Origin of the sequence: Massilia pseudoviolaceinigra, from assembly GCF_030846505.1 — a bacterium.
GTDB classification, from domain to species: domain Bacteria; phylum Pseudomonadota; class Gammaproteobacteria; order Burkholderiales; family Burkholderiaceae_D; genus Telluria_A; species Telluria_A violaceinigra.
In genome coordinates, this window is the sequence record NZ_JAVCWL010000032.1 from 1 (window position 1) to 25,406 (window position 25,406).

Sequence of the window (25,406 nt, forward strand, 5' to 3'; positions counted from 1 at the left end):
CCTAGCAGCAATGCTGATACCATCAATTCATGCCCGAGGAAGAGTGAGATATCTCCAGCGCCGTTTGGATTTCGATTAGCCAACTGGCCCCGCAAACTCAAACTCCACCAGCGCATCATCCGGCCAGCTCTCATCGTGCAGCGGCACCACATACGTCCTCCCGCCGCCTCCCACGGCCGTGGCCGGCGCAGTCTCGCTGCGCTCCCCCGCAACCATGCGATACCCGGCAATCGCCCTTGGCGCCAGCTGCACCAGATACACCCGCTTGCTTGTGCACGGCCCGCCGAGCGCCATGAACAGCGTGCGCCTGGCGAACGACAGGTCCTTGCGCTCCACTGCCCAGCGTACTGCGCATTCGAGCCGTAAATCCCCGAGCCGGCGCGCATTGGCGGGCACGTCCGGCGTGCGTATGCTCGGGCGCCAGCGGAAGCTGCCTTTCTTGCGATTGAGGATGATTTCAGCATCCTCATCCAAGGCAGCCTGATCGCGCGGCATCGCGAAGGTGCCATCGGCCGCCAGCGGCACGCCGATGTTGGTGTCGTTGCCCGCAACCCGGATCGTCACGCCTTCGATGCTGATGTCTGGCGTACTCGGGCGCAGCAGGAAGCGCAACGCCGCTGCCGGAGCTAGCGATTGCTTAGCCTCGAACGCATCGAGCCCGGCAACAAACGCCCGGTAGGTCTTGAAATCAGGATCGCGCAACGCGTTGATCTGCACCGTCTCGACTTCCTTGACGGCCTCGGCTTCCTGGGCGGGAGCGTTGCCAGCCGCCAGCATCATGGCAATCAGTAATGTGAACTTCATCAAATTTATTCGTAACGCAAACAATCGACCGGCAGCAGCCTGGACGCGCGCCGTGCCGGGTAAAAACCGAAGAACACGCCTACCAGGCTGGAGAAGCCGCAGGCAACAATCACCGCGGACACGGTGATCACGACGTCGAACTTGCCGGTGGCGGTAATTGCCGCAGCCAATCCCATGGCGATGGCGATGCCCACCACGCCGCCAGCGAGGCAAATCACCACCGCTTCAGTCAAAAATTGCAACAGCACATCGCGCGGCTTGGCGCCGATAGCCATGCGGATACCGATCTCGCGCGTGCGCTCGGTCACCGACACCAGCATGATGTTCATGATGCCGATGCCGCCCACCACCAGCGAAATGGCGCCGATCACGCCCAGCATGGCGGCAATCCCGGCGCTGATCTTGCCGGCCGTCTCCGCGAACGAGGCCAGGTTGTCGATGCGGAAGTCGTCCGGTTCCTCGAACTTGATGTGATGGCGGTCGCGTAAGGTTTCGTTGATGTCTTCGATGGCGTCCTGCAAGTTGCCGTCCGATTTACCCTGCGCCACGACGTAATGCACATTGTCGGGGAAGGGATTGCGGATCAGGTGGGCGCGGGCGGCGGTGATCGGCACCAGCACCAGTTCGGATAAATCCGGCCCGTCGACCTGCTTGCCTTCGCCGTGCAGGACCCCAACGACCTGGAAGGCGACATTTTCGATGCGGATATATTTGCCGAGCGGGTCCATCTTGTAGAAAAACTGGTCGGCGACCTTGTGGCCGATGATCACGCTGCGCGAGGCGGCGCGCACGTCGGCCTCGCTGAACACGCTGCCCAGTTCGATCTTCCAGTTGCGGATCTTGAACATGGCGGGCGTCACCCCGTGCACGATGCTCGACGAGGTTTCGTTGCCGACTGCCAGCTTGAAGCCGCCTTGCAGCGCCGGCGCCGCGCCGGACAGGCTGGACAGGGAATTCAAGGCGGCCGCGTCGGCCAATGTCAGTGCCGGCGCGGCGCCTGCGCGCATGCGCTGGGCCGCGGCGCGGTTGCCGCCCGGCGAAATGAACAGCATATTCGTGCCCAGCGCTTCGAGTTCCTTGCCGATGAAGCGCTGCATGCTGTCGCCCAGGGCCAGCAGCAGCACCACCGAGGTGATGCCGATGATGATGCCGAGCATGGTCAATGCGGTGCGCAGGCGGTTCGCGCTCATCGAGCGGAATGCTTCGATCACAACCTGGAAGAAATTCATGGCGCGCCTCCGTGCGCCAGCGCCTGCTGTTCGTGGCTGAGCGCCAGTTCGCGCAAGCCGTCGGCGGCCGGGCCATCGTACAGCACGCGTCCGTCTTTCAGGCGCATCAGGCGCTTGCTGTAGGCGGCGATGTCGGGCTCGTGCGTGACCAGCAGGATCGTGATGCCGCGTTCCTCATTCAATTGCTGGAAGGAGCGCATGATGTCGACGCTGGTCTGGGTGTCGAGGTTGCCGGTCGGCTCGTCGGCCAGGATCAGCGGCGGATCGCCCACCAGCGCGCGGGCGATCGCTACCCGTTGCTGCTGTCCTCCGGACAATTGATTGGGCGTGCGCTTGGCGTACTCGGCCAGGCCGACCCGCTCCAGCTCGACCAGCGCCTTGGCGTGCGCCTTCGCGCGCGACACGCCGGCGTAGATCAGCGGCAAGGCCACGTTCTCGGCCACGCTCATGCGCTTGATCAGATTGAAGCTCTGGAACACGAAGCCGATGGTCCGGTTGCGCACGGTTGCCAGTTCGGCGCGCGAGAGCGTCAAGGTATCGATCCCGTTGAGCAGGTAAGTGCCGCCGGTGGCCTGGTCCAGGCAGCCGAAGATATTCATCAGGGTCGACTTGCCCGAGCCGGATTGCCCCATCACAGCCAGAAAGTCGCCGCGCGGCACCATCAGGTCGATGCCGAACAGCACTTGCGTCTCCATGCTGCCCGAAAAATAGCTTTTCGTGACCTGACGGATATCGATCAGCGGCGTGTCCTGCGCCGGCATCAGAACTCGCTCTTGGCGCTGGCGTTGGCGCGCGTGATGACTTTATCGCCCTTTTTCAGCTCGCCCGACAGCACTTCGGTGTAGCGGAAGTTGGACAGGCCAATTTTGATGTCGACCGGTTTGGCATCGTTCTTCTCGTCGAGCTTGTAGATCTTGAAGATGCGCGCCGTTTCGTTCTTGCTGCGGAAGGTGATGTCCTCATCCTCGGCCGGCGGCGGCACGGCCGGGGCGGCTTTGCCGTCGGCCGCATTTTCCTTTTGTCGTTTCTTCTGCTCCTTTTCCAGCTCTTCATCGCTGAGGCGGAAACGCAGGGCGGCCGTGGGAATGCGCAGCACGTTGGGGCGGTTGCCGACCACCAGGCGCACCTGGGCCGTCATGCCGGGTTTCAGCAACTCTTCCTTGTTTTCCACGTCGAGCACGACGTTGTAGGTGACCACATTTTGCACCACGTTCGCCGCCAGGCGGAACTGGCGCATGGTGGCCGCAAATTCGCGGTCGGGATAGGCGTCGACCACGAAGTGGGCCGGCTGGCCATCTTTCAGGGCGCCAACGTCGGCTTCCGAAACGCTGGTGTCGATCTGCATCTTGGTCAGATCCTTGGCGATCTGAAACAGGTTCGGCGTGGTGAAGGAGGCCGCCACCGTCTGGCCCAGGTCGATCGTGCGCTTGATGACGACGCCATCGATGGGGGCGCGGATGACGCTGTTGTCGAGGTCGGCCTGGGCGCGCGCCAGTTGCGCTTCGGACAGCTTGATATTGGCCTTGGCCACGTCCAGCTCGCGGCGCGCCTGGTCGAGGGTCAGACTGGAGACGTAGTTCTGGGCCACCAGCCGTTCATTGCGCTCGAAGTTCGCTTGCGCCAGGCGCATCGAAGCCTGGGCCGAGGCCAGTCCGGCTTCGACCTGGCGGATCTGGGCGTTGAAGATGGTCGGGTCGAGTTTGAGCAGCACCTGGCCCTTTTTCACGTGGTCGTTGAAGTCGGCCTTGAGCTCGACCACCGTGCCCGACACTTGCGAGCCGACATTGATCAGCGCCACCGGATTGATGGTGCCGGTGGCCGTGACGGTTTGGGTGATGGTGCCGGTGTCGACCTGCGCGGCGCGGTAGCGCGACTCGGGGATGACCGGCGGTTTTTTCGATTGCAGGTAGGCAGCGCCGGCGGCGCCGGCAGCGAGCACGGCGATCAGGATGGCTACGCGTTTCCGGGTGAATAATGTCATTGGCTTCAACAAGGCTGGCGCGGCAGCGCGACGTCGTAGTGTCCGCCATTTGTGCTAGTTAGGCAACATGCATACGTGAAACTTTTTGGTGCATGGGGCAAATGTCGGCGATGCCGATCACGTTGTGCAGGCGCGCCATGAACAGGTCGAGCAGGTCGGGGTCCGGGGCGCGCAGGTTCAGGAAAATGGTGTCCTTGCTGGTGCGGCTGTCGAGCTCCAGCGCGGCCAGTTGCAGGCCGCCGCGGCGCGCGATGGCTAGCACGGCTTCGAGGGTGTCCAGGGTGGCCGTCTTGGGCACGGAAAAACTCAGGGGGAGGTGGCTATCGTTCATGTCGAAAGGATATCTGGAGGGGTGCGGAATAGGCTTTTGAAGTGACGACTGGTTTGCAGATTGGTGGAAGATTCTTCTGCTATGGATGTAGTATTGTGATAATTCTTCTTTAGAGGTGCCAAAAGCCATGAATGCTGCCGAACTTGATGAAATTGACCGCAAGATCTTGCGCGAGCTGCGCCGTGACGGGCGGATTTCAAATACACAGCTTGCCGAGAAGATCGGCTTGTCGGCGTCGCCCTGCTGGAATCGGGTGCGGCAGATGGAGGAGGCGGGGGTGATCGAAGGCTATACCGTGCTGCTGAGCCAAAAGGCGCTGGGCGTACCCGATACGGTGATGATCGAGGTGACCCTGGACCGGCATGATGACGATACCTTCGAGCGCTTCGGACAGGCGCTGGCCGATATGCCGGAAGTGCTGGAGGCGTATTTGTTGACCGGGGAGTACGATTACCTGATCAAGGTGGCGGTGGCGGGGACGGCGGGGTACGAGGAGTTTTTGCGGCGCAGGTTGTACAAGCTGCCGGGACTGCGGCACAGCAGGTCGACGTTTGTGCTGAGGGTGATGAAGCGGAGTTATTCGCCGGAGCCTTAGTCCCGTCGTTCCCGCCTTCGCGGGAACGACGGGGGGAGCGGGAACGACGTGGGGGGAGCGGGAAGTCGTTTCTGGCAATGCCAGGAACGGCGGGTACGCTTACGACGAACTAAACCTCACCACCCGGTTCCGTCCCGCACCCTTGGCCATGTACAGCGCCCGGTCCGCTTCGCCCAGCAGCACGGCAATATCGCCCGAATTTTCCAGCGCGTGCGTCGCTAGGCCGATGCTCACGGTCACATACCCGGTCAGCTCGGTCTTGGCATGCGGAATCGCCAAAGCGGCAATGCGCTCGCGCATCTTCTCGGCCAGTACCTGGCTGTGTTCAGCCGTCATCTCCGGCAGAATCACGGCGAATTCCTCACCGCCATAACGCGCAATCAGGTCCGCCGGCCGCTGCAGCATGGCCGCCAGCGCGTGCGCCACCTTGATCAAAGTGTCATCCCCCTGCTGGTGCCCGTAATGGTCGTTGTACGGCTTGAAGAAATCGATATCGATCATCAGCAGCGACAGCGGCGTGCCGGAGCGCTTGGCGCGCCGCATTTCCTTTTCCATCGCCACATCGAAATGGCGCCGGTTGGCAATCCCGGTCAGGCCGTCCGAAAACGTCTGCGAGCGCAGTTCGAGTGCCTGGTCGCGCAGCAGCCGTTCGCGGTGGACGGCCACGCTCACGTCCGTAATCTGGATCAGGCAATGGCGCTCCAGATCCGGTACGTCGAGCGGCGTCACGGCCACCGCCTGCTGCATGCGTTCGCCCGCCTCGCGCGCCGCGGCGTTGACGAACAGCGCAAACGGCGCCTTGTGCAAGGTTTGCGATAACACCGATGGAAAATTGTCGCGCAGCGCCTGGCGCACGGCGCCGTCGATGCGCTTGCCGCCCAGCTCAGGGAACAGGACGAAAAAATCCTGCCCCACCACGCTCTCGGCCGGCAAGTCCGAATACTGGCTCATCCAGCGGTTCCATACCACCACGCGCCGTGCATGGTCGAGCACGATCGTGCCCAGATTGATCGCGCCGAGCACGCTTTCAAGCATGCCCTGGCCGGGTGCCGCGGCGTCTGCCATGTCAGGCCGGACCCATGATCTTGGCAAGGTAGCGGTCGACCTGGACTTGCAGGTCCTGGAGCGCGGTCAGGTCGAGGATGAAGGCCACATAGCCGTGGATCTGGTGTTTTTCGAGGATGAAGTCGATATGCAGCATCAGCACCACGGTATCGCCCAGGCCGCCGGTGGCACTGAGGATTTCTTCGCTGGTGCCCACGTGGTACTCGGGCAGGGACCCGCTCAGTTCTTGCGCGAAAATATTGGCCAGGGTGCCGACGCAGGAGTTGAGAATGATGTTGCCGATCTCGCTCAGCGCTTCCTGCTCCATCTCCGTCAATTCCTTGAGCGGCACCGACTCGCCCACCATCAGGCGCACGATGTCGAGGCTCTTGTCCTCGGGGAACATCAAAATGGCTTCGGTCTTGAACGCACCTTCGTAGTGCTGGCTGACGCCGCACACACGCGCACTGTCCTTGTTGCCCAGCATCTCAGCGGCTTCTGCACGGTTGAGGAAGCTGATCGACGGTACCGACATCGTCACTTCCTCATTGACGATCTCGCTCATCGACTTGGCCGCGTGGCCCACGCCGATGTTGAAGATCTCGACCAGCGCATCGTGCTGCAGTTCGCTGAGATTGAACATGGTCACTCCAGGGCGCCGATCAGGGCATGGATGCGCGTTTCGGTGATGGGTTTTTCCATGAAGCCGATGCCCAGTTCGGTGGCGCGGCTACGGGTGGCGTTCTGGACGTTGGCGGTGACGAGCGAAATGTGGGCGTCCGGGCAGGCGGCGCGCAGGTGCTCGGCAGCGGCCAGGCCGCCCATGCCAGGCATGTTGACGTCGATGAGAATGAGAACGGGGGACAGGGTTTTCACCTTCTCGATCGCTTCTTCGCCGGTGCCGGCTTCTTCCACCTTCCAGTCGGGTTGCCGGCTGAGGATGAATTGGCGCGCCATCAGCCGCGATACCCGGCTGTCATCGACGACAAGGACCGTTTTCGTTTCGTTCATGTCACTTTCCCAGAGAATCTATGCATCGAGGCATTTTCGCATAGATTCCCACCCCGTATAGGTAAAACGGGCCAGCCGTATCCGCGACTTGGTTACGTTCATGCGACATGGCAACAAAATTGGGCAGGAAAGGTGTATTGGCGAGGTGCGATCCGTTAAAATAAGAGCATTCCTCCTTTTTCTCCCCTTATTTTCTGACATGACTCAAGACGAATTGAAACAAGCCGTGGCCCGCGCCGCCATCGCCTACGTGGTTGACGGCGAGATCATCGGCGTTGGCACGGGCTCCACCGCCAATTTCTTCATCGATGAGCTGGCCACCATCAAGGACCGCATCAAGGGTACGGTGGCCTCGTCCGAAGCGACCGCGGCGCGCCTGCGCGGCCACGGCATTGCCGTGTACGACCTGAACGACGTAACCGAGATCGCCGTCTACATCGATGGCGCCGACGAAATTACCGCCAGCGGCGCCATGATCAAGGGCGGCGGGGCAGCCCTGACGCGCGAGAAAATCGTCGCTTCCGTGTCGCGCCAGTTCGTCTGCATCGCCGATGGCTCCAAGCTGGTGCAGACCATGGGCGCTTTTGCGCTGCCGGTCGAAGTGCTGCCGATGGCGCGCGCGGCCGTGATGCGGCGCCTTGCGGCCCTGGGCGGCCAGCCGCGCCTGCGTCTCAAACCCGGCACCGAACAAGCCTTCATTACCGATAACGGTGGCGAGATCATCGACGTGGCAGGCCTGTCGATCACCGATCCGGTCGGGCTGGAGCAACAGATCAACCAGATCGTCGGCGTCATCGCCGTCGGCCTGTTTGCCCAGCGCGGGGCCGATGTGTGCCTGCTGGGAACAAGCGAAGGCGTCAAGACGCTGACGTTTTAAGCCATCCAAGACATCGATTCGGCAAGAAATCGATCAAACATGAAGTTAAAGAAGTAGTTCAACGACGGGGATAACATGAAGCGATTGCTTTTGGCGGTGATGTGTGTGGCGGTGCTGGGCGGCTGTTCGTCGGCCAGGAAACAAAAAGTCGCGGCGCGGCAAGCGCCGGTGAAGGTGGCCGTCGCGCCAGTGCAAGCACCAGCGCTCGACGCCAAGGGCCAGCCGATCGCGCACGTGCCGTTCCGCCCCGGCATTTCGTCGGTGACGGTGGAAAACATGGCCAAGAAGCAGGGTTGTAAGGGCGGCGTGGGTGCCGGCCTGATGACGCCGCCGGGCCCGGTCGAGGTGTATCGCATGGTGTGCGATAACCGTACCATTTTCCAGGCCAAGTGCGAATTGCGTCAGTGCAAGGCGATTTGAAGCAGATCTGATGAAAGCTGGCGCGGCCCGGAGAGGGCGCGCGCCAGTTTGCTGAAGGCTTGCTCAGTCCGCTGGTGGGACGTAGCCTTGGGCAGCGTCGGCGCCATCGCCGAAGAAATGCTTTTCCATCTGCGTGGCCAGGTATTTGCGTGCGCGCTGGTCGGCCAGGTTCAGGCGGTTTTCATTGACCAGCATGGTCTGGTGCTTGAGCCATGCGGCCCAGGCTTCCTTCGACACCGATTCCCAGATTTTCTTGCCCAGCTCGCCCGGGTAAGGCGGGAAGTCGAGTCCTTCGGCTTCCTTGTTCAGTTTGATGCAATGTACGGTGCGAGCCATGTGTACTCCTCAAGCGGATAAGTGTAAAGGCGTGATTATAAAGACTTAATCAGCACTTGGGATTTGCGCTGCCAGTTATACATATGCTGGCGGTCCTTGGGCAAGGCGTCGACCGTGGCCGGCTTGAAGCCGCGCTTCTGGAACCAGTGCGAGGTGCGCGTGGTGAGCACGAACAGCTGCTTGAGGCCGGCCGCGCGGGCGCGGTTTTCCACGTGCTTGAGGATACGCTCGCCGTCGCCCTGGGCCTGCACTTCGGGGTTCACCGTCAGGCAGGCCATTTCGCCCATTTTCGATTCCGGGAACGGATACAGGGCGGCGCAGCCGAAGATCACGCCATCGTGCTCGATCACGGAGAACTGGTCGATCTCGCGTTCGATCAGTTCGCGCCCGCGCTTGACTAGGGTGCCGTCGGCTTCGAGCGGCTCGATCAGCTTGATGATGCCGCCCACGTCTTCAATGGTGGCGCGGCGCAGGCTTTCCAGGTTTTCGTGGCTGATCATGGTGCCCACGCCATCGTGGGTGAACAGTTCGAGCAGGGCCGAACCGTCCATCTCGAACGGCACGATGTGGGCGCGCGGCACGCCGCTGTTGCAGGCCTTGATGGCGTGCTGCAGGTAGAACGCGGCGTCGGGCGGCAAAAAGCCCGCCTGCAGCACGGCTTCGGCCTGGTGCGAGGACAGTTCGCGGATTTCGGCGCCGCCTTCGTCAACCATCATCGGCGTTTCGGTGATGAATACGAGTTTGTCGGCGTGCAGGGCAATCGCGGCCGACACGGCCACGTCTTCCATGGTCAGGTTGAACGCTTCGCCGGTCGGCGAGAAACCGAGCGGCGAGAGCAGCACCGGGCTGTCGGTGGCCAGGATCGCGTGGATGGTTTCGGCGGCGATCTTGCGCGGCATGCCGGTCAGTTCCAGGTCGACGCCATCGATCACGCCAAGCGGGCGCGCGGTGACGAAGTTACCTGAGATGATGCGGATGGCGGCGTGCGCCATCGGCGTGTTGGGCAAACCCTGGCTGAAGGCGGCCTCGATGTCGAGGCGCAGTTCGCCGGCCGCTTCTTTCGCGCATTCGAGGGCGGCGGTGTCGGTGATGCGGATGCCGTTGTGAAAACGGCCTTCGACGTTGCGCAGCGCGAGCTGCTCGGCGACCTGGGGCCGCGAGCCGTGCACGATCACCACCCGGATATCGAGGGCGACGAGCAGCGACAAATCCTGGGCCAGCACCGGCAGCGCGCCGGCGGTGACGAGTTCACCCGGAAAGGCGACCACGAAGGTCTTGCCACGGAACGCGTGGATGTACGGCGCGACTGAGCGCAGCCATTGGACGAATTGGTTAGGGGTTTCCATTTGGCGCATTATAATTCGCTGCGCGACTTGCGCGCTAAATTCATGTAAAAACAATGTCAGAACAGAGTAACAAGCCTTCCGCACCGCCGTCGCCACCCGTCGCCACGCCCCGCAATGCCAGCGAGGCGGGTCAACCCGCGCCGCGCGGGTCTCAATCCCGCCAGCCGGGGGAGGGCGAGCGCCAGGGGGCGGGAGCGCGTCCGCCAAGGGAAGGGCAGCCAGCCGGTGAAGGTCCGGCGCGCACTCCGCGCCCACCCCGCGAAGTCCAGCCGGCCGGTGAACGTGCGCCGCGTGAAGGGCAGCCAGCCGGTGAACGTCCGGCGCGCACGCCGCGCCCACCACGCGAAGGCCAGGCAGCCGGTGAGCGTGCGCCGCGTGCAGGGCAGCCAGCCGGCGAACGTCCGGCGCGCGCCCCGCGCCCACCACGCGAAGGCCAGGCGGCCGGTGAGCGTCCACCGCGCGAAGGTCAGGCAGCCGGTGAACGTGCGCCACGCGAAGGCCAGCCAGCGGGCGAACGTCCGGCGCGTGCGCCGCGCGAGTTGTTTCGCACGCCGCTGCCGCCGATTACCTTTCCCGAAGACCTGCCGGTCTCCGGGCGCCGCCAGGACATCGCCAAGGCGCTGCTGGAGAATCAGGTCATCATCGTGTCCGGCGAAACCGGTTCCGGCAAAACCACCCAGCTGCCCAAGATTTGCCTGGAGCTGGGACGCGGCCAGAAGGGTCTGATCGGCCACACCCAGCCGCGCCGGATCGCCGCGTCGTCCACCGCCAAGCGCATCGCGCAGGAACTGGGCACGCCGCTGGGCGTGCACGTGGGCTTCAAGGTGCGCTTTACCGACACCTTGCAGCCGGGCGCCTCGGTCAAGCTGATGACGGACGGGATCCTGCTGGCCGAAACCCAGACCGACCCGCTGCTCAAAAACTACGACACCATCATCATCGATGAAGCGCACGAGCGCAGCCTGAACATCGATTTCCTGCTTGGTTACCTCAAGCAGCTGCTGCCGCGCCGTCCCGACCTGAAAGTGATCATCACCTCGGCGACGATCGATGCCGACCGCTTCGCGCGCCACTTCGCCAACGGCGACAAGCTCGCGCCCGTGATCGAAGTGTCGGGCCGCCTGTACAAGGTGGAAGTGCGCTATCGCCCGGTGGACCGCGACCCGGTGGCGGTGGCGCCGCCAGTGGCGTCGGGCAAACCGATGCCGAAGGCGCAGGCCGCGCGCGACAAGCGCGACCTGATGGACGCCGTGGTCGATGGCGTCGACGAATTGTGCCGCCTCGGTTCGGGCGATGTGCTGGTGTTCCTGCCGGGCGAGCGCGAGATCCGCGATTGCGCCGAAGCCCTGCGCAAGCACCATCCGCCGCACGTCGAGATCCTGCCGCTGTTCGCCCGCCTGTCGGTGGAAGAGCAGGAGAAGGTCTTCAAGATCACCAATGCGCGCCGCATCGTGTTGGCCACCAACGTGGCCGAGACCTCGCTGACGGTGCCGGGCATCCGCTACGTGGTCGACGCCGGCCTTGCGCGCGTGAAGCGCTACAGCTTCCGCAACAAGGTCGAGCAATTGCAGGTGGAACCGATCGCGCAGTCGGCCGCCAACCAGCGTGCCGGCCGTTGCGGCCGGGTAGCCGACGGCGTCTGCATCCGCCTCTACGAAGAAAACGATTATCTGCAGCGCCCCAAATTTACCGAGCCGGAAATCCTGCGCTCGTCGCTGGCGGCGGTCATCCTGCGCATGAAGTCCCTGCACCTGACGGATGTGGAGACGTTCCCGTTCATCGAGCCGCCGCAGGGCCGCGCGATCGCCGACGGCTACCAGCTGCTGCAGGAAGTGGGCGCGGTCGACGAATCGAACGACCTGACCCCGCTCGGCCACAAGCTGGCCAAGCTGCCGCTCGATCCAAGGGTCGGGCGCATGATTCTGGCCGCGCTGGAAAACGCCTGCCTGACCGAGATGCTGATTATCGCCTCGGCGCTGTCGGTGCAGGACCCGCGCGACCGGCCGATGGAGCACCAGCAGGCTGCCGACGAGGCGCACAAGAAGTTCGCCGACGAGAAGTCCGAGTTCCTCACCTATATCAAGATCTGGAAGTGGTTCGAGGCGGCCATCGAGCACAAGAAAACCAACCGCCAGCTGATGGAAACCTGCCGCACCAACTTCCTCTCGCAGGTGCGCCTGCGCGAATGGCGCGACGTGCATTCGCAGCTGCTCACCATCGTCAAGGAGCAGGGCTGGCGCATGAACGAGCTGGCGGCCACGTACGAGAACCTGCATACGGCCCTGCTCACTGGCCTGCTGGGCAATATCGGCTTCAAGTCCGAGGATGAACCGGGCGCCGGCTACCTGGGCGCGCGCGGCATCAAGTACCACGTGTGGCCCGGTTCCTCGCTCATTAAAAAACCGGGCAAGTGGATCATGGCGGCCGAACTGGTGGAAACCACGCGCCTGTACGCGCGCTGCGTGGCCAACATCGCGCCCGAATGGATCGAGCGGGTGGGCAGCCACCTGCTGAAAAAATCGTGGGGCGAGCCGCGCTGGGAAAAGCGCGCCGCGCAGGTCACCGCGTCCGAACGCGCGACGTTGCACGGGCTGGTGATCTACAGCCAGCGCCGCATCAACTACGGCCAGTTCAATCCGGCCGAAGCGCGCGAGATCTTCATTCGCGATGCGCTGGTGGCGGGCGACTACGATACGCGCGCGCCGTTCTTCGCGCATAACCACAAGCTGATCAAAGAGATCGAAAACCTCGAGCACAAGTCGCGCCGTCTCGACGTGCTGGTCGACGACCATCTGATCGCCGCCTTCTACGACAAGCTCATTCCGACCGATGTGGTCAACGGTGCGGGCTTCGAGAAGTGGCACAAGGACGCCACTTTCAAGGAACCCAAGCTGCTGTTCCTGAACCGCGACGAATTGATGCGGCACGAGGCGGCCGGGGTGACCACCGAGCTGTTCCCGAAGGTGATGTCGGTGACCGGCATCGAAATGCAGCTCACCTACCACTTCGAGCCGGGCAGCCTGCGCGACGGCGTTACCCTGGCGGTGCCGCTGTTTGCGCTGAACCAGCTGCCACGCGAGCGCGCGGACTGGCTGGTGCCGGGCATGCTGAAGGAGAAGGTGCATCTGCTTTTAAAATCGCTGCCGCAGAAGCTGCGCCGCCATTGCGTGCCGCTGCCCGATTACGCGGCGCGCTTTTGCGAACGCGTGCACGAGTCGGGCAAGTTCGGGCGCGGTGACCTGGTCGATGCCATCATCGCCGACATCCGCTCGCAAACGAGCCTGATGGTGATGACGACCGACTTCAAGCCCGAAACGCTGCCGGCGCACCATTTCATGAACTTCAAGGTGATCGACGAACACGGACGCCAGCTCGACATGGGACGCAACCTGGCGACCTTGCAGGCCGAATTCGGCGGGCAGGCGCGCCAGAGTTTCCAGAAGCTGGCGGAGGTGTCGATTCCGGCGGCGCCGGGCAAGGTGCAAGCGACGGCCACGACCTCGGCCTCGGCCGCTGCGCCGGCGGCAGCATCGTCGGCGGCCACGGCGTCGCAGCCGAATGCGCCCAAGGTCAGCCAGCACACCGGCCTGACCTCGTGGACCTTCGGCGAATTGCCGGAGCTGCTGGAAATCGTGCAAGGCAAGCTGACCCTGATCGGCTTTCCGGCGCTGGTCGACAAGCAGACCCACTGCGACCTGGAAGTGTTCGACGATCCGACCGTCGCTGCCGCCACGCATCGCGTCGGCCTGCGCCGCCTGTTCGCGCTGCAGTTCAAGGAGCAGATCAAGTTTGTCGAGAAGAACATTCCGGGTCTGCAGCAGATGGGCATGCAGTTCATGGCGATGGGCTCGCAGGAAGAGTTGCGCGACCAGATCATCCAGAAAGCCATCGACATCGCCTGCCTGCAAGACCCGCTGCCGACCGATGCGGTCTCGTTCAACAAACGCAAGGAGGAAGGCAAGTCGCGCCTGACCTTGCTGGTGAACGAGATCGCGCGCCTGGTGTCGCAGGTGCTCACCGAGTTCCATGGCTTGCCCAAGAAGCTGCAGGGCGTGCAGGCGCAGGCCGCGGCCGACATGCAGTCGCAGTTGCAGGGACTGGTGCACAAGCGCTTCCTGATCGATAACGATTACGCGCAGCTGGCGCATTTCCCGCGCTATCTGAAGGCGATCAACGTGCGGCTGGAAAAGCTGCGTGCCGATCCCGCGCGCGACGCCAAGCTGATGGCCGAGTGGACCCAGTCCGCCAGCCATTTCATGCGCGCCGCGCGCGACCGCCTTGCGGGGAAGAACACCGATCCGAAGATGGTGGAATTTCGCTGGATGCTCGAAGAGCTGCGCGTGTCGCTGTATGCGCAGGAATTGCGCACGCCAATGCCGGTGTCGGCCAAGCGCCTGCAGAAGGTGTGGGAGTCGATGCAGCGCTGATCGAGTCGTCGGCATGCGGATAGCCACAAGGTGTCATCCGTAGGCCTTCGGCCTGTCCGCGTAGGCCTTCGGCCCGTCCGTGCACGCCTTCGGCACTCCGTGCGCGTCATACGGGCGCACGCGGGCACGCCGCACCAGCGCCCCCGCCAGTGCTATTCGTCAAGCACGCTTCATAGTCCGGCGCCCATGCCGCTCGTTCCGGAGCTGCCGCCCATGCTGCTGGTCCCCGGGCTGCCGCTCGTGGTGCCCGTGCCTGCGCCGCCCATGCCGGACTGCGTGCCCGCGCCCATGCCGCCGGTGGTGGCCTCGGTTCCGTAAAAGCCATGCACCTGGTTGGCCCAGCTGATGTCGCTCATGTCGGGCCAGGCGTGCGGGTCGAAGCCGGGCGCGTTTTTCAGGCGCTCTTTCTCCACATTGAGCACGAAGCGCTTGTTGACGGTGTCCAGGTGCAGCGCCTGCCACGGCACCGCAAACAGTTTTTCGCCCAGCCCCAGCATGCCGCCGAAGGCCAGCACCGCATAGGCGACTTGCCCGCTGCGCATGTCGAGCATGATTTCCTTGATCTCGCCCAGATCGTCTTCCTGGGCATTGACGACGTTGTCGCCAATCAGGGTGTCTGCGCCCATCAGGGCAGGGCCCGGACCGGCGCTGCCTCTGTACATGCCATATTTGTCGCGCTCTGTGTAATTCATCTCGTTCTCCTGGTGTTTTTGGGTGTGCGGACCTCGCCGCTCGCGGCCCTTATGCAAACAGACTAGGTTTTTGCGCAAGCGGTTCTTTGATGTGCCTCAATGGTGTCGGCGCGCACGCGTCGCCCGCCGATGTTGCTTTTTTATTCATCGGACCGGCTAAGCGGCGCAACGCACGGAGCGGCGCCGTGCGTGCACGCTATGCTGGCTGAAAGGAGGCCATCACCATGATCGTCAATGCACGCTGCACCCACGCCGGCCCGCTCGGCAAACCGATGTCGACCCGCTCGTTCGCGGCCATCCTGTGGGCGCGCCTGCACCAGCGCGTGATGGTGCGTTTGCGATGGTAAAGTCGAGCGCCCCCTTGCTGCGCAGCCTGATGCGCGTGGGTAAAAAGCAGCAACGCTCGGCGGCGCGCCTGCTCACGGCGCTGTTCGCGCCGCCCAAACCGGCACCCAAGGCACGCGCCAAACCGGCACCGAAACTGGCCTCAACAACCGCTCCCAGGCCGGTCCCGAAACCCAGAGCCGCCTCCACCGCTGCACCCACGCCGAAACCCAAACCAGCGCCGCGCGCCGCGCCGGCGGCATTGCTCAAAGACGCGCCAGCGCCGGGCAAGTGGCTCACCGCGCGCTACGCCGGCCAGAGCGGACAGGCGCTGCGCACGATGAGTTACTGGCTGTATCTGCCCGATGGCGCGGCGCCGCCCTCGGGCTGGCCGCTGATCGTCATGCTGCACGGCTGCGAGCAGAGCGCCACCCAGTTTGCCCAGGGCACGCGCATGAACCAGATGGCGCAAAAGGCCGGCTATGCCGTGCTGTATCCCCAGCAATCGCTCAGCGCCCATCCGCACCGCTGCTGGAAATGGTATGACCGCGCCACCCAGCAGGGCGGGGGCGACGTGCCGGTGATTGTCGGCATGATCGGCCAGGTGCTGGCCGCATACGGCCTGGACCGCTCGCGGGTGTTTATCTGCGGGATGTCGGCGGGAGCGGGCATGGCCAATATCGTCGCGCTCAACCATCCGGAGCTGTTCGCCGGGCTGGGGCTGCATTCGGGGCCCCTGTATGGCGCGGGGCACAGCACGGTCGGGGCGCTTGGGGTCATGCAACATGGCAACGGCGCGCGGGTCGACAGCGCCATCGCCGAGGTGCTCGAACGGCGCCCGGGGTTTCCGTCCATGCCGACCATCCTGATCCAGGGCGACGACGACCGGGTGGTGCGGCCGGTCAACCAGGTGCACTTGCGGCGCCAGGCGATGCTGATCAATGATCTGCCGGCGGCGACGCCGGTGCGGGTGGCGCACAAGGCGGGTGGGCGCAGCGGCTTGCCGCATCAGCTGCACGATGTGTATCGCGGGCGCAAGCTGATCTTGCGCGTGGCCCAGATCGCCCAGTTGCAGCACGCCTGGAGCGGGGGCGACGCGCGCCTGTCGTTCAATTCGGCGGCGGGGCCGGATGCCAGCAAGATGCTGGTCGATTTCTTTGGCAAGCACCGGCGTTGACCTTGGTTTGTTTCTGGGCAATGATGCGCACCTGTTCATCCCTGCCGGAATCCGACCATGCGCCACTGGTATGCAAATCTAGACAAGAAAAATGTTTTCGCGACCGGCGTCGGATTGGTGATGCTCTGCGGGCTGATTGTTGCCTTGATTTTTACGTTCCTGCCCGAGTCCTACCATACGGTGGGGATGTCGGTATTCTGTTGCGCCGTGACGGTGCCGATGGCGCTGTATTACTGGATTGGAAAAGGTGCCGTCGAGCTGGGTGGCGATAGCTGGATTGGCTGGTTGGGAGTGTTTTTTTTCGGCTCGCTGACGTCCATCCTGTTTATCGCGATTGATTGCGACTGGCGCAATCCTTTTGGAGAGGAAACAGTATCGTGCCAGCCCGGTCTCAGCGCAGTATTTACGCTCGGCGCATTGGCCCTGACCGTCATCGCCTTGCCCAGCGCCCTGCGGGCGTGGCTGCTGAATGGATGATCCCTCCCGAGAAAAATTTCTAATTAGAGCTCTGACCCCGGTTGTAGGAACTCTGACCCCGTTTGTAGGAAGGCGGGGCGCGCGCGATAGGCCTTGCCAAATTGGCAGCCACGGAGTACTGTATAAACATACAGTACTTTGTTGATCCGACCATGAGCTCCCCTGATTTCCTTGCCGCGCCCGAGACCTTGCATCCCGCCCTGTGGCGCGCTTCCCAGCTGGCTCACGCCGGCACGCGCTGTGTCGACAGCGGCCATCCCACCCTGTCGCCCCAGTTGCCCGGCGGCGGCTGGCCCAGCGGCTGCCTGGTCGAGCTGCTGCTGCAGCAGAGCGGCATCGGCGAATTGCGCCTGCTGCGCCCGGCCTTGGCCAAGGTCGCCGAGCGCCGCATCGTGCTGCTGCAGCCACCCCATCCACCCCAGGCGCTGGCGCTGGCCGCGCTCGGGCTGGCGCCCTCCCAGATGATCTGGGTGCGCAGCGCGCGCAATGCCGATGCGCTGTGGGCGGCCGAGCAGGTGTTGCGCAGCGGCAGTTGCGGCGCGCTGCTGTTCTGGGCCAGCCATGCGCGTCCCGATGCGCTGCGCCGCCTGCATCTGGCGGCCCAGTGCGGCGAGGCCCTGTTCTTCCTGCTGCGCCCGCTCGCGGCGGCCCAGGATGCCTCGCCCGCGCCGCTGCGCCTGAGCCTGCGACCGGCCCTTGGCGGGCTCGACATCGGTTTCGTCAAACGCCGGGGACCGCAGCGCGACGCGCCCCTGTTCCTGCCCCTGACTCCTTCTTTACTGCAGCGCCATGCGACTCTGGATCGGCCTCTACCTGCCCCGGCTCCCGCTCGACGTATTCAGCCCGCACTGGTCGGCTGAGGCCGCCAGCGTCGTGCTGGAACACGAGCGCGTGCTGGCCGCCTCGCCACTGGCACAGGCGGGCGGGGTGCGCGAGGGCATGCGCCGCGGCGGCGTGCTGATGCTGCTGCCCGCAGCGCGCCTGCACGAGCGCGAGCCCGCGCGCGAGGCCGCGGCCCTGCAGGCGGTGGCCATGGCGCTGCTGCAGTACACGCCCCAGGTCACCCTGGCCGAGGAAGCGACCTTGCTGATGGACGTGGGGGCCAGCCTGCGCCTGTTCGGCGGCGTGCGCGCGCTGTGCCGGCGCATCCGCGCCAGCGTGCGCGCGCTCGGCTTCAGCGCCCGCCTCAGTTGCGCGCCGACGGCGCGCGGGGCCTGGCTGCTGGCGCGCGGCGGCAGCGGCCACGCGCTCGGCATGGCTTCGCTCAAACGCCGCCTGGACCGGCTGCCGGCCGCCTTGCCGCTGCCGGCGCGCCCGTTTGCCGCCTGGCTCGATGGCATCGGCTGCCTGTCGCTGGGCCAGCTGCGGCGACTGCCGCGTCCGGGCTTGCAGCGCCGTTGCGGCGGCGCCTTGCTGGGCGTGCTCGACGCCGCCTACGGTATGACGGCCGAGCTGTTCGACTGGATCGCCGCGCCCACCACCTTCCAGGCCCGGCTCGAACTGTTCGACCGGGTCGAGCAGGCCGACGCCCTGCTGGCCGGCGCCCACAGCCTGCTGCTGCAAATGACGGGCTGGCTGTGCGCGCACCAGCTGGCGGTGGGGCGCATCGTGCTGCTGCTCGAACACGAACGCGGCCGGGTGGCGCGGCCGCCGACCGTGCTCGACATCATCCTGGCCGAGCCGACCTGGCGCGACGAGCATCTGGTGCGCCTGCTGCGCGAGCGCCTGGGCAGCCTGACCCTGGAAGCGCACGTGATCGGCCTGGTGCTCGAAGCGCCCGAGGTGCAGGCCATGGCGGTGCCGAGCGAGTCGCTGTTTCCCGAGCCCGGCGGCAGCGAGCAGGACCAGTGGCGCATGCTCGAACTGCTGGTGGCGCGCCTCGGCCCCGAGAATGTGCTGCAGGCGGCCCCGCGCGCCGATTACCGGCCCGAACTGGCCAACCGCTGGGTACCGGTGCAGCAGACGCGACGCACGGCGCAGCAGCCGCACTTGCCGCCGGACGTGCTCAGCCTGCCGCGCCCGGCCTGGCTGCTGGCCAAGCCGGTGGCGCTGCTGATGCGCGATCACCGGCCGTTTTACGGCTCGCCCCTGCGCATGGCCTCGACCCCCGAGCGGATCGAGGCGGGCTGGTGGAGCCAGTCGCAGACGCGCGATTATTTCATCGCGCAAGGGCAGGATCATGCCCATTACTGGGTCTACCGCGAACGCATCGCCGGCGCCGATGGCGATACCGCGCCGCGCTGGTTCCTGCATGGCTTGTTCGGCTGAGGGCGCCCATGCGCACGGGCGCTATCCGGTGCTGACGATCTTGCCGACTGATGACGCACAAGGAGCAGGCGGCAAGTCATCGGCGTTCATGGCAGCCGCCCGTCACGCGACGGCGCCGTTACATCGCTAACTCGCGGCCGCATGCCTTCAAGCCGCGACATGGCCGCTTGCCCTCGAGCGCCGCCCGATGCGCCAAGGGGCCCGGCAGCGCGCAACGCAAGCGCCCGGTATCCGGACGATTCGCCATTGACGCTGTCATGCCGTTGCCAGGCCGACGGCGCTACAGCGTGCCGTGCCGGCTGATTGCCGCCCCCCGGTGGCACAGGCGGTCCACGTTTACTTTGATCGGTATCAACACCGCGCATTTGCAAGCGACCCTCAGCTCACCCAGTGCCGCTGCGTTGGGCCGAAGGCACGCAAGCGCCCGCAGTCGTTGTGCACGGCCAGGCGTTCCTATGGCGCGCCGGGAATGCGTGGCAAGCGTTTCAGTACTAGCACAATCGATAGCATTGATGCGGCCCCGTTCCGGCGTAGGATCGATTCTGCTGTCTTCGAAACATCACTTCACCACAGGAGGACGTTATGGCAGAAGAGAACGAATCAGGGGAAGAGCGCGTTGTGCTGGACGCGCGCACCCTTCAAAATATCAGCCCCGAAACCCTGGCACGCCTTCGCAGCGAGTTCGGCATGTCGGTGGAGCTGAAATCGACGAAGCCGGGCTTGTCCGGACTGCTCGACAGCCTGACCAGGGGCGGCACCATTACGACGCCCCAGGGGATGGTGGCCGCCTATGACCGCGGCTTCGACCGCACCAGCCCCGGCTACGACAAGTACTACGACCGCGACCGGGCCCTGGCCAATCCTGCCCAGGATCTGCTCGACCCTGTGATCAACCCCGGCCCGCTCATCCCCGGCGTGGCCAACCCGGCCCAGCCCGGACTTGCCCCCGTGGTGAGCCCCGGCATCGACGCCGGGATGCTGAACCGTTTAACCCCTCGCCGATGACGCAAGGCGGGCTTGCCCGACGTAGAGGGTCATGGCGTTAAGTTAAGCCGTTTTGTGACCACCAATTTTAAAACTGTCATTTCTGCCAATGGCACAGATGACTTCCCGCGCAGGGCTAGGCGCTCCCACGGCAATCCAAGGGTCTGTCGCTTAGCAAAGATGCCTTGGATTCCCGCCTGCGCGGGAATGACGGAGCTTGATTTGGCGGCATTATTTAGCGGCATTCGCTATAGAGGGAGACATCGCTATGTTCGTGACCCACGCGCCCCAGCAGCGCTTCAAGGCATTCTACGACTGCCTGTCCAACAACGATACGGCGACATCGTCGGTCGTCTCAAGCTACATTCTCGTCAAGCTCGCCGCCAGGTGCAATCTGGCCTGCACTTACTGCTACTGGTTTCGCGATAAAAGCGTGCTCGACGCGCCAAAACGGCTGACCCTGGAAGCCGAGGATGCTTTTCTCATGCGGCTTGGCGAGCATATCCGCCAGCATCAGCTGAAGACATTCTTCATCCTGTTCCACGGCGGCGAGCCCTTGCTGTTCGGTGCGGCACGCTTCGAAGCGCTGTGCGCCAAGCTGCGCGAGCTGGAAGCGGCGCACGGTTGCCAGCTCAAGCTGGCGGTGACCACCAATGGCGTGCTGGTCGATGCGCACTGGGCGTCGCTCTTGCACCGCTGGAATGTCGGGGTCACCGTCAGCCTGGACGGGCCGCGCGCCGTCAACGACAGCCGCCGCATCGGCTTTCGTGGCCAGGGCAGCTTCGACGCCATTCTCGCGGGCGTGAGGCAACTGCGCGCGGCCGGCGTCGAACCCGGCTTTCTCAGCGTGTGCGAACCATCGTCCGACCCGCGCGAACTGGTCCGCTTCTTCGCCGAGGATCTCGGCGCTTGCGATTTCGATGTCCTGGTGCCGGATGCGACCCATGAAGACACGCCGGCATCGATCGCCGCCTTTTACATCGGCCTGTTCGATGCCTGGTGGGACACCTGGCTCGACCGCGGCGTGCGCATCCGGCTGCTGGACACCCTGGTGCGCGGCCTGCTGGGCGAAGAAAGCCGGATCGAGTCGATCGGCTTCGGGCCGAACACAACGAGCACGCTGGCGACCGACGGCGCCATCGAGCCGCTGGACGTGCTGCGCACGGCCGGCGACAGTTTCACGCGCACCCGCATCGATGTCTTTCACAACGGCTTGCAGGACATCCAGAGCGATCCGCTGTGGCGCGAGGTGTTGCAGGCGTCGCTGACGCTGCCGAAGACGTGCCAGAGTTGCCAGCATCGGATGACGTGCGGCGGCGGGCATGTGGGCCAGCGCTGGTCGGCCGCGCGGCGCTTCGACAACCCGACCGTCTATTGCGAGGATATCAAGGCGATTCTTGCGCACATGTCGGCGCGGCTGTTTGCCGACATGACGATCGTCGCGCCGGCCGGCGCGCTGGAAGCCGTCAGAGAAGCAGCATGAACCCGGCGCAACTTGCCGAACGGCTGGTCCCGGGCGAGACCGCGCGCGCTCCGTTCCCCCACTTTTTCCGCGACGGCACGCTGCCCGACCGGTTGGCGGAGAACCTGCTGGCATGGATGGAAACAGGCGCGCGCTGGCGCCTGCATACCGCCTCCTTTTTTGAGCAGTACGAGCTGGACTTGACGGCCACGTCGATGCCGGAAGAGTGCCGCATCCTGTTCGCTCCGGAAACGCTGGCGGCGATCACGACGCGCTACGCCAGCGCGTTCAAGCGCAAGATGAGCGGCCGGGCCAGCGTGACGGCGCATAAGCTGGTGAGCGGCCAAACCATCGGCATTCACACCGACGAGCCGCTCGGCGAGCGCGAAACCCATCGTTTGCTGGTCCAGCTCAACCGCGGCTGGACACCGGAGCGCGGCGGCGAATTGTTGCTTCTTGCGGGAAACGATATCGGGGCGCTGCATTCGGTGATCGAACCGGCCCACAACCGGGCCGTCGGCTTCGAGATGTCGGAGCGCTCGTTTCACGCCGTCGCCCGGGTCAATGACTGGGCACGCTACACCGTGATCTTCTCGTTCTGGGCCGACGACCGTGCGAGCCCGGCGATGACGCGGCACGTCGCCATGCCGCAACGCGAACAGGTGCTCGCCTTCCTGCGGCAGCAGGGCGCGGCGACGCTTCCCCACTCCGACGGCAGCTTTCTCGATCACCTCAAGGGCGTCGAGCGCATCCTCGACCGCTGGGGCGCGCCGCTCGAGGTGCGCCTGGCGGGCTTGCTGCACAGCGTGTATGGAACGGAAGGGTTTGCCGCCACGGCCACGATCGAACCCGCACAAGTGGAGGCCCTGGCGGGCCCGGCGGCGGCGCAGCTGGTGGCGCTGTTTTGCGGCATGACTCCGGCCTCGCTGGTGGACAGCGTGGTGGCACACCATCCCGCCCTGCGCAAGCGCGACGGCAGCGCGCTTGGCGCCGGGCAGGACCAGGTCGACGCGCTGCTGCTCATGTACCTGGCCAACATGGCCGAGCAGCTTCCGCGGCTGCGGCATCTGCAAGAGGTGGTCGACGACGACCGTGCCATCTATCGGCGCATCCGTGCGTATGTTCCGACGCCGGTACGCGCCGAGCTCGACGCCCTGTTCGAACGCCTGGGCGCCGATCGCCGCGAGGCGCATGCCGACAGTGCCATCGAGGCATTGCGGCTGTACATCGGCGACGGCGGGGGCGATGAGATGTTGCGCGGCCCCACGACCTTGCTCGGCCACTTGTCCGGCATGGATGGCTGGCTGGCGGCACAGGGTGCGCAAGCCGAGCTGCGGGTTGCCGCCTTCGCCCAGGGATTGTACGGTTGGAAAGCGGATCTTTCCGAGCAAAACCGGGCCATCGTCCGGGTCGTCGCCGGCGAGGAAGCCGAGAGGCTGGCGTGGCTGTTTGCCGCGTGCGACGATGCCGCCCTGGCCAACGCCGAGGGCGCCTGCGGCCTGGCGGACGATACGGACCAGGGCATCCTTGAACTTGCTGGCGTGAATGGACGGCGCGAGCCGGTCACGCGGCGCGAACTGGCTTGCCTTGCGCTGCTGGCGCGCGCCGACAGGGAGGCAATATGAACGCGTCCACACCGGTGATTGCCGTGCCGCGTGCGGCGGGCGCCGATGCCAGCGCGGTCATGGCCGATCTGGCGCGCATGTTTCACGACCGCGCACCGCAATTGCTTGGGGAAACGGCGCGCACGTTCTTCGTCGAGATGGTGTCGGTGCACGTGGCACGGGCCCCGGCCGACGCCGACCTGACGCGGGCGGCGCTCGACCAGCTCGGCATCGCAGCGGGCGAGATGGCGAACTGGCGCCAGATCGAGGATGACCCGGTCTGCGGCCGGCGCTTCGCCCTCATGCTCGAGCATACGCATGCGCTCGAAGCCTGGTGCTGCGCTCCCTTGCTCAAGGATGACGGGCGGCCAACGCTGCTGCTCCACATCGATGCGCACGACGACTTGAACGGCCCGAGTCTCTTGCCGGATCCGGATCGAAGGAAGTACCTGGCACCGCTCGGATCGGATGTCATGACACTGGACGACCCGAAAACCGTGCGCCGTTTCGCCACGCGCGGCTATATCGGCATCGGCGGCTTCATCGCGCCCATGATCGGCAGCGCCGCCATCGACGCGATGCTGCACGTTCCGGGGCCAGCCCAGGCGGGCGGGCGCGGCGCGGCATCGCTGGCGATCGGCCTCGCACCCGACAGCGGCTTCATCCGCGTCGAGAAACAGAACTGCGCCAGGCCGGGCATCCCCTACCATCGCATGAACCTGGCGGCGGCGCTCGAGGTGGCGCACGCCTTCGACGGCCATATCTTGCTGGACATTGATCTCGACGCATTTTGCAATCGCTACGATACACATGGCGATTCCGAGGTCGCGGACGCCGATGCACTCATCGCCATGGCGGAGGCGGCGCAGCTGCTGACGGGGAGCGGCTTGCCCAGGCGCGCCGCCGTGACAACAGTGGCCTTGTCGCCCGGATTTTTTCCGGGCAGCCTGTGGCCGGAAGCGCTGCGCTTCGCCAATGCCATGCGTGCCCAATCTATCGGATGAGCGCTCTCTGACCTACAGCCGCTCCCCCTGCGCTTGCATGCGCCCTTGTCGTACAGGCCTGCATCACGCCCGGTCGTGGTCCCAGCCTCGCGCGCCTGCCATCCGCGGAGTAAGATGCTCGCTGGATTAATTACAAGGAGCATGGATGCACAGCGAACGACAGGAGTTTCCCGGGGCCGATGGCCAGAAGCTGGCGGCCAGACTCGACGCGCCCGACGGCCCGGCGCGCGCGTACGCGCTGTTTGCCCACTGTTTTACCTGCGGCAAGGACGTGTTTGCGGCCAGCCGCATCGCCCAGGCCCTGACCGAGCATGGCATCGCCGTGCTGCGCTTCGATTTCACGGGGTTGGGCGCGAGCGAAGGCGATTTTGCGAATACCAATTTTTCATCGAATGTGCAGGATCTGGTGGCTGCCGCCGCTTTCATGCGCGGCGCGCTCAAGGCGCCCGAGATCCTCATCGGACACAGCCTCGGTGGCGCCGCCGTGCTGGCGGCCGCCGCCAGCATTGACGAAGTGCGCGCCGTGGTGACCGTGGGCGCACCCAGCGATCCGGCGCATGTCAGCGGCTTGTTCGGGGAACAGCTCGGGGTGATCGAAGCCGAGGGCGAGGCGCAGGTACAGCTGGCCGGGCGGCCGTTTACCATCAAGCGCCAGTTCTTGCTCGATGCCGCCGAGCAGAATCTGAACGTCAGCACGGGCCAGCTCAAGCGTCCCCTGATGGTCATGCATTCGCCGCACGACCGTACCGTGGGGATCGATAATGCGCTGCATATTTTCCAGGCGGCCAAGCATCCGAAGAGTTTCGTGTCGCTCGACGATGCCGATCATTTGCTCACGCGCAGGGAAGATGCGGTATGGGTCGCCGGCATGATTGCGGCGTGGAGTGCGCGCTATGTGAGCGCTTGAAAAGGCCTTAAAAGGCCTTAAAGGGCAGGTGGGCTGCCGCTGTTAACAGTTAACAGTCAGCAGTTAACAGCGAGCGGCAGCAAAGCATTGACGTGTCAGGAACGAC

25 protein-coding genes are annotated in these 25,406 nt (G+C 64.8%); 14 read left to right on the forward strand and 11 right to left on the reverse strand.

What is annotated here, in order from left to right; genetic code table 11:
- Positions 1–75 precede the first annotated feature (75 nt).
- From RBA40_RS25655 to RBA40_RS25675, 5 genes are read right to left on the reverse strand one after another with little or no spacing between them, the layout of a single operon-like run.
- Entirely contained in the window at positions 76–807 is a 732-nt protein-coding gene (locus RBA40_RS25655; protein WP_306651036.1) for a hypothetical protein, read from the reverse strand.
- A gap of 2 nt (positions 808–809) precedes the next feature.
- Positions 810–2,033 (reverse strand): ABC transporter permease, encoded by a 1,224-nt coding sequence (locus RBA40_RS25660; RefSeq protein ID WP_306651038.1) that lies wholly within the window; start codon positions 2,031–2,033, stop codon positions 810–812.
- Positions 2,030–2,794: an ABC transporter ATP-binding protein gene (locus RBA40_RS25665; RefSeq protein WP_306651040.1), complete on the reverse strand. Its 765-nt coding sequence runs from the start codon at positions 2,792–2,794 to the stop codon at positions 2,030–2,032. The genes RBA40_RS25660 and RBA40_RS25665 overlap by 4 nt, the downstream gene beginning before the upstream one ends.
- Entirely contained in the window at positions 2,794–4,014 is a 1,221-nt protein-coding gene (locus RBA40_RS25670) for an efflux RND transporter periplasmic adaptor subunit (RefSeq protein ID WP_306651042.1), read from the reverse strand. The genes RBA40_RS25665 and RBA40_RS25670 overlap by 1 nt, the downstream gene beginning before the upstream one ends.
- 58 nt (positions 4,015–4,072) lie before the next feature.
- The gene (locus tag RBA40_RS25675; protein WP_306651043.1) at positions 4,073–4,345 is read right to left on the reverse strand and encodes a hypothetical protein; all 273 of its coding nucleotides are present in this window, start codon (positions 4,343–4,345) and stop codon (positions 4,073–4,075) included.
- A 127-nt stretch (positions 4,346–4,472) separates the two neighbouring features.
- On the opposite strand from RBA40_RS25675, the gene RBA40_RS25680 reads away from it, so the two are divergent.
- Entirely contained in the window at positions 4,473–4,940 is a 468-nt protein-coding gene (locus RBA40_RS25680; protein WP_167088837.1) for an Lrp/AsnC family transcriptional regulator, read from the forward strand.
- A 99-nt stretch (positions 4,941–5,039) separates the two neighbouring features.
- Here the strand turns inward: RBA40_RS25680 and RBA40_RS25685 are convergent, their stop codons facing one another.
- From RBA40_RS25685 to RBA40_RS25695, 3 genes are read right to left on the reverse strand one after another with little or no spacing between them, the layout of a single operon-like run.
- Positions 5,040–6,005 (reverse strand): sensor domain-containing diguanylate cyclase, encoded by a 966-nt coding sequence (locus RBA40_RS25685; RefSeq protein WP_306651045.1) that lies wholly within the window; start codon positions 6,003–6,005, stop codon positions 5,040–5,042.
- A 1-nt stretch (position 6,006) separates the two neighbouring features.
- Complete coding sequence (locus RBA40_RS25690) at positions 6,007–6,627, reverse strand: chemotaxis protein CheC (protein ID WP_306651047.1); 621 nt, start codon at positions 6,625–6,627, stop codon at positions 6,007–6,009.
- Between the two features lie 2 nt (positions 6,628–6,629).
- On the reverse strand, positions 6,630–6,995 hold the full coding sequence (locus RBA40_RS25695) for a response regulator (protein ID WP_099875719.1): 366 nt from the start codon (positions 6,993–6,995) through the stop codon (positions 6,630–6,632).
- 199 nt (positions 6,996–7,194) lie between these two features.
- Here RBA40_RS25695 and rpiA point away from each other — a divergent pair, with 199 nt between their 5' ends.
- Together rpiA and RBA40_RS25705 are read left to right on the forward strand one after the other, a co-directional pair.
- Complete coding sequence (rpiA, locus tag RBA40_RS25700) at positions 7,195–7,872, forward strand: ribose-5-phosphate isomerase RpiA (RefSeq protein WP_306651049.1); 678 nt, start codon at positions 7,195–7,197, stop codon at positions 7,870–7,872.
- A gap of 75 nt (positions 7,873–7,947) precedes the next feature.
- A complete protein-coding gene (locus RBA40_RS25705; RefSeq protein WP_306651051.1) occupies positions 7,948–8,292 on the forward strand; it encodes a putative periplasmic lipoprotein in 345 nt (114 codons plus the stop codon).
- A 63-nt stretch (positions 8,293–8,355) separates the two neighbouring features.
- On the opposite strand, the gene RBA40_RS25710 is transcribed toward RBA40_RS25705, so the two are convergent.
- Positions 8,356–8,628: an oxidative damage protection protein gene (locus RBA40_RS25710; RefSeq protein WP_099875725.1), complete on the reverse strand. Its 273-nt coding sequence runs from the start codon at positions 8,626–8,628 to the stop codon at positions 8,356–8,358.
- A gap of 35 nt (positions 8,629–8,663) precedes the next feature.
- The gene (gene argA, locus RBA40_RS25715; protein ID WP_099882364.1) at positions 8,664–9,974 is read right to left on the reverse strand and encodes an amino-acid N-acetyltransferase; all 1,311 of its coding nucleotides are present in this window, start codon (positions 9,972–9,974) and stop codon (positions 8,664–8,666) included.
- A gap of 53 nt (positions 9,975–10,027) precedes the next feature.
- On the opposite strand from argA, the gene hrpA reads away from it, so the two are divergent.
- Positions 10,028–14,401: an ATP-dependent RNA helicase HrpA gene (hrpA, locus tag RBA40_RS25720; protein WP_306651052.1), complete on the forward strand. Its 4,374-nt coding sequence runs from the start codon at positions 10,028–10,030 to the stop codon at positions 14,399–14,401.
- Between the two features lie 170 nt (positions 14,402–14,571).
- Here the strand turns inward: hrpA and RBA40_RS25725 are convergent, their stop codons facing one another.
- A complete protein-coding gene (locus tag RBA40_RS25725; protein WP_306651054.1) occupies positions 14,572–15,093 on the reverse strand; it encodes a PRC-barrel domain-containing protein in 522 nt (173 codons plus the stop codon).
- Between the two features lie 224 nt (positions 15,094–15,317).
- Between RBA40_RS25725 and RBA40_RS25730 the strand changes: the two genes are divergently transcribed.
- From RBA40_RS25730 to RBA40_RS25775, 10 genes are all read left to right on the forward strand, one after another.
- Positions 15,318–15,440 (forward strand): hypothetical protein, encoded by a 123-nt coding sequence (locus RBA40_RS25730; protein WP_267876239.1) that lies wholly within the window; start codon positions 15,318–15,320, stop codon positions 15,438–15,440.
- Complete coding sequence (locus tag RBA40_RS25735) at positions 15,434–16,594, forward strand: extracellular catalytic domain type 1 short-chain-length polyhydroxyalkanoate depolymerase (protein ID WP_306651056.1); 1,161 nt, start codon at positions 15,434–15,436, stop codon at positions 16,592–16,594. Before RBA40_RS25730 ends, RBA40_RS25735 begins: the two co-directional genes overlap by 7 nt.
- A gap of 57 nt (positions 16,595–16,651) precedes the next feature.
- Positions 16,652–17,071 (forward strand): hypothetical protein, encoded by a 420-nt coding sequence (locus RBA40_RS25740; protein ID WP_306651057.1) that lies wholly within the window; start codon positions 16,652–16,654, stop codon positions 17,069–17,071.
- A gap of 152 nt (positions 17,072–17,223) precedes the next feature.
- Positions 17,224–17,931 carry a translesion DNA synthesis-associated protein ImuA gene (gene imuA, locus RBA40_RS25745; protein WP_306651059.1) on the forward strand — a complete coding sequence of 236 codons (708 nt, stop codon included), beginning with the start codon at positions 17,224–17,226 and terminating at the stop codon, positions 17,929–17,931.
- Positions 17,861–19,339, forward strand: a complete 1,479-nt coding sequence (locus tag RBA40_RS25750; protein WP_306651061.1) for a Y-family DNA polymerase — start codon at positions 17,861–17,863, stop codon at positions 19,337–19,339. The genes imuA and RBA40_RS25750 overlap by 71 nt, the downstream gene beginning before the upstream one ends.
- A gap of 582 nt (positions 19,340–19,921) precedes the next feature.
- Entirely contained in the window at positions 19,922–20,344 is a 423-nt protein-coding gene (locus RBA40_RS25755; RefSeq protein ID WP_306651063.1) for a hypothetical protein, read from the forward strand.
- Between the two features lie 247 nt (positions 20,345–20,591).
- On the forward strand, positions 20,592–21,806 hold the full coding sequence (locus tag RBA40_RS25760) for a radical SAM protein (protein WP_306651065.1): 1,215 nt from the start codon (positions 20,592–20,594) through the stop codon (positions 21,804–21,806).
- Positions 21,803–23,410, forward strand: a complete 1,608-nt coding sequence (gene yhhC, locus RBA40_RS25765; protein ID WP_306651067.1) for a cyclophane-containing peptide 2OG-Fe(II) oxygenase YhhC — start codon at positions 21,803–21,805, stop codon at positions 23,408–23,410. Before RBA40_RS25760 ends, yhhC begins: the two co-directional genes overlap by 4 nt.
- The gene (locus RBA40_RS25770) at positions 23,407–24,393 is read left to right on the forward strand and encodes a hypothetical protein (RefSeq protein WP_306651068.1); all 987 of its coding nucleotides are present in this window, start codon (positions 23,407–23,409) and stop codon (positions 24,391–24,393) included. Before yhhC ends, RBA40_RS25770 begins: the two co-directional genes overlap by 4 nt.
- A gap of 145 nt (positions 24,394–24,538) precedes the next feature.
- Positions 24,539–25,300 carry an alpha/beta hydrolase family protein gene (locus tag RBA40_RS25775; RefSeq protein ID WP_306651070.1) on the forward strand — a complete coding sequence of 254 codons (762 nt, stop codon included), beginning with the start codon at positions 24,539–24,541 and terminating at the stop codon, positions 25,298–25,300.
- Positions 25,301–25,406 lie beyond the last annotated feature (106 nt).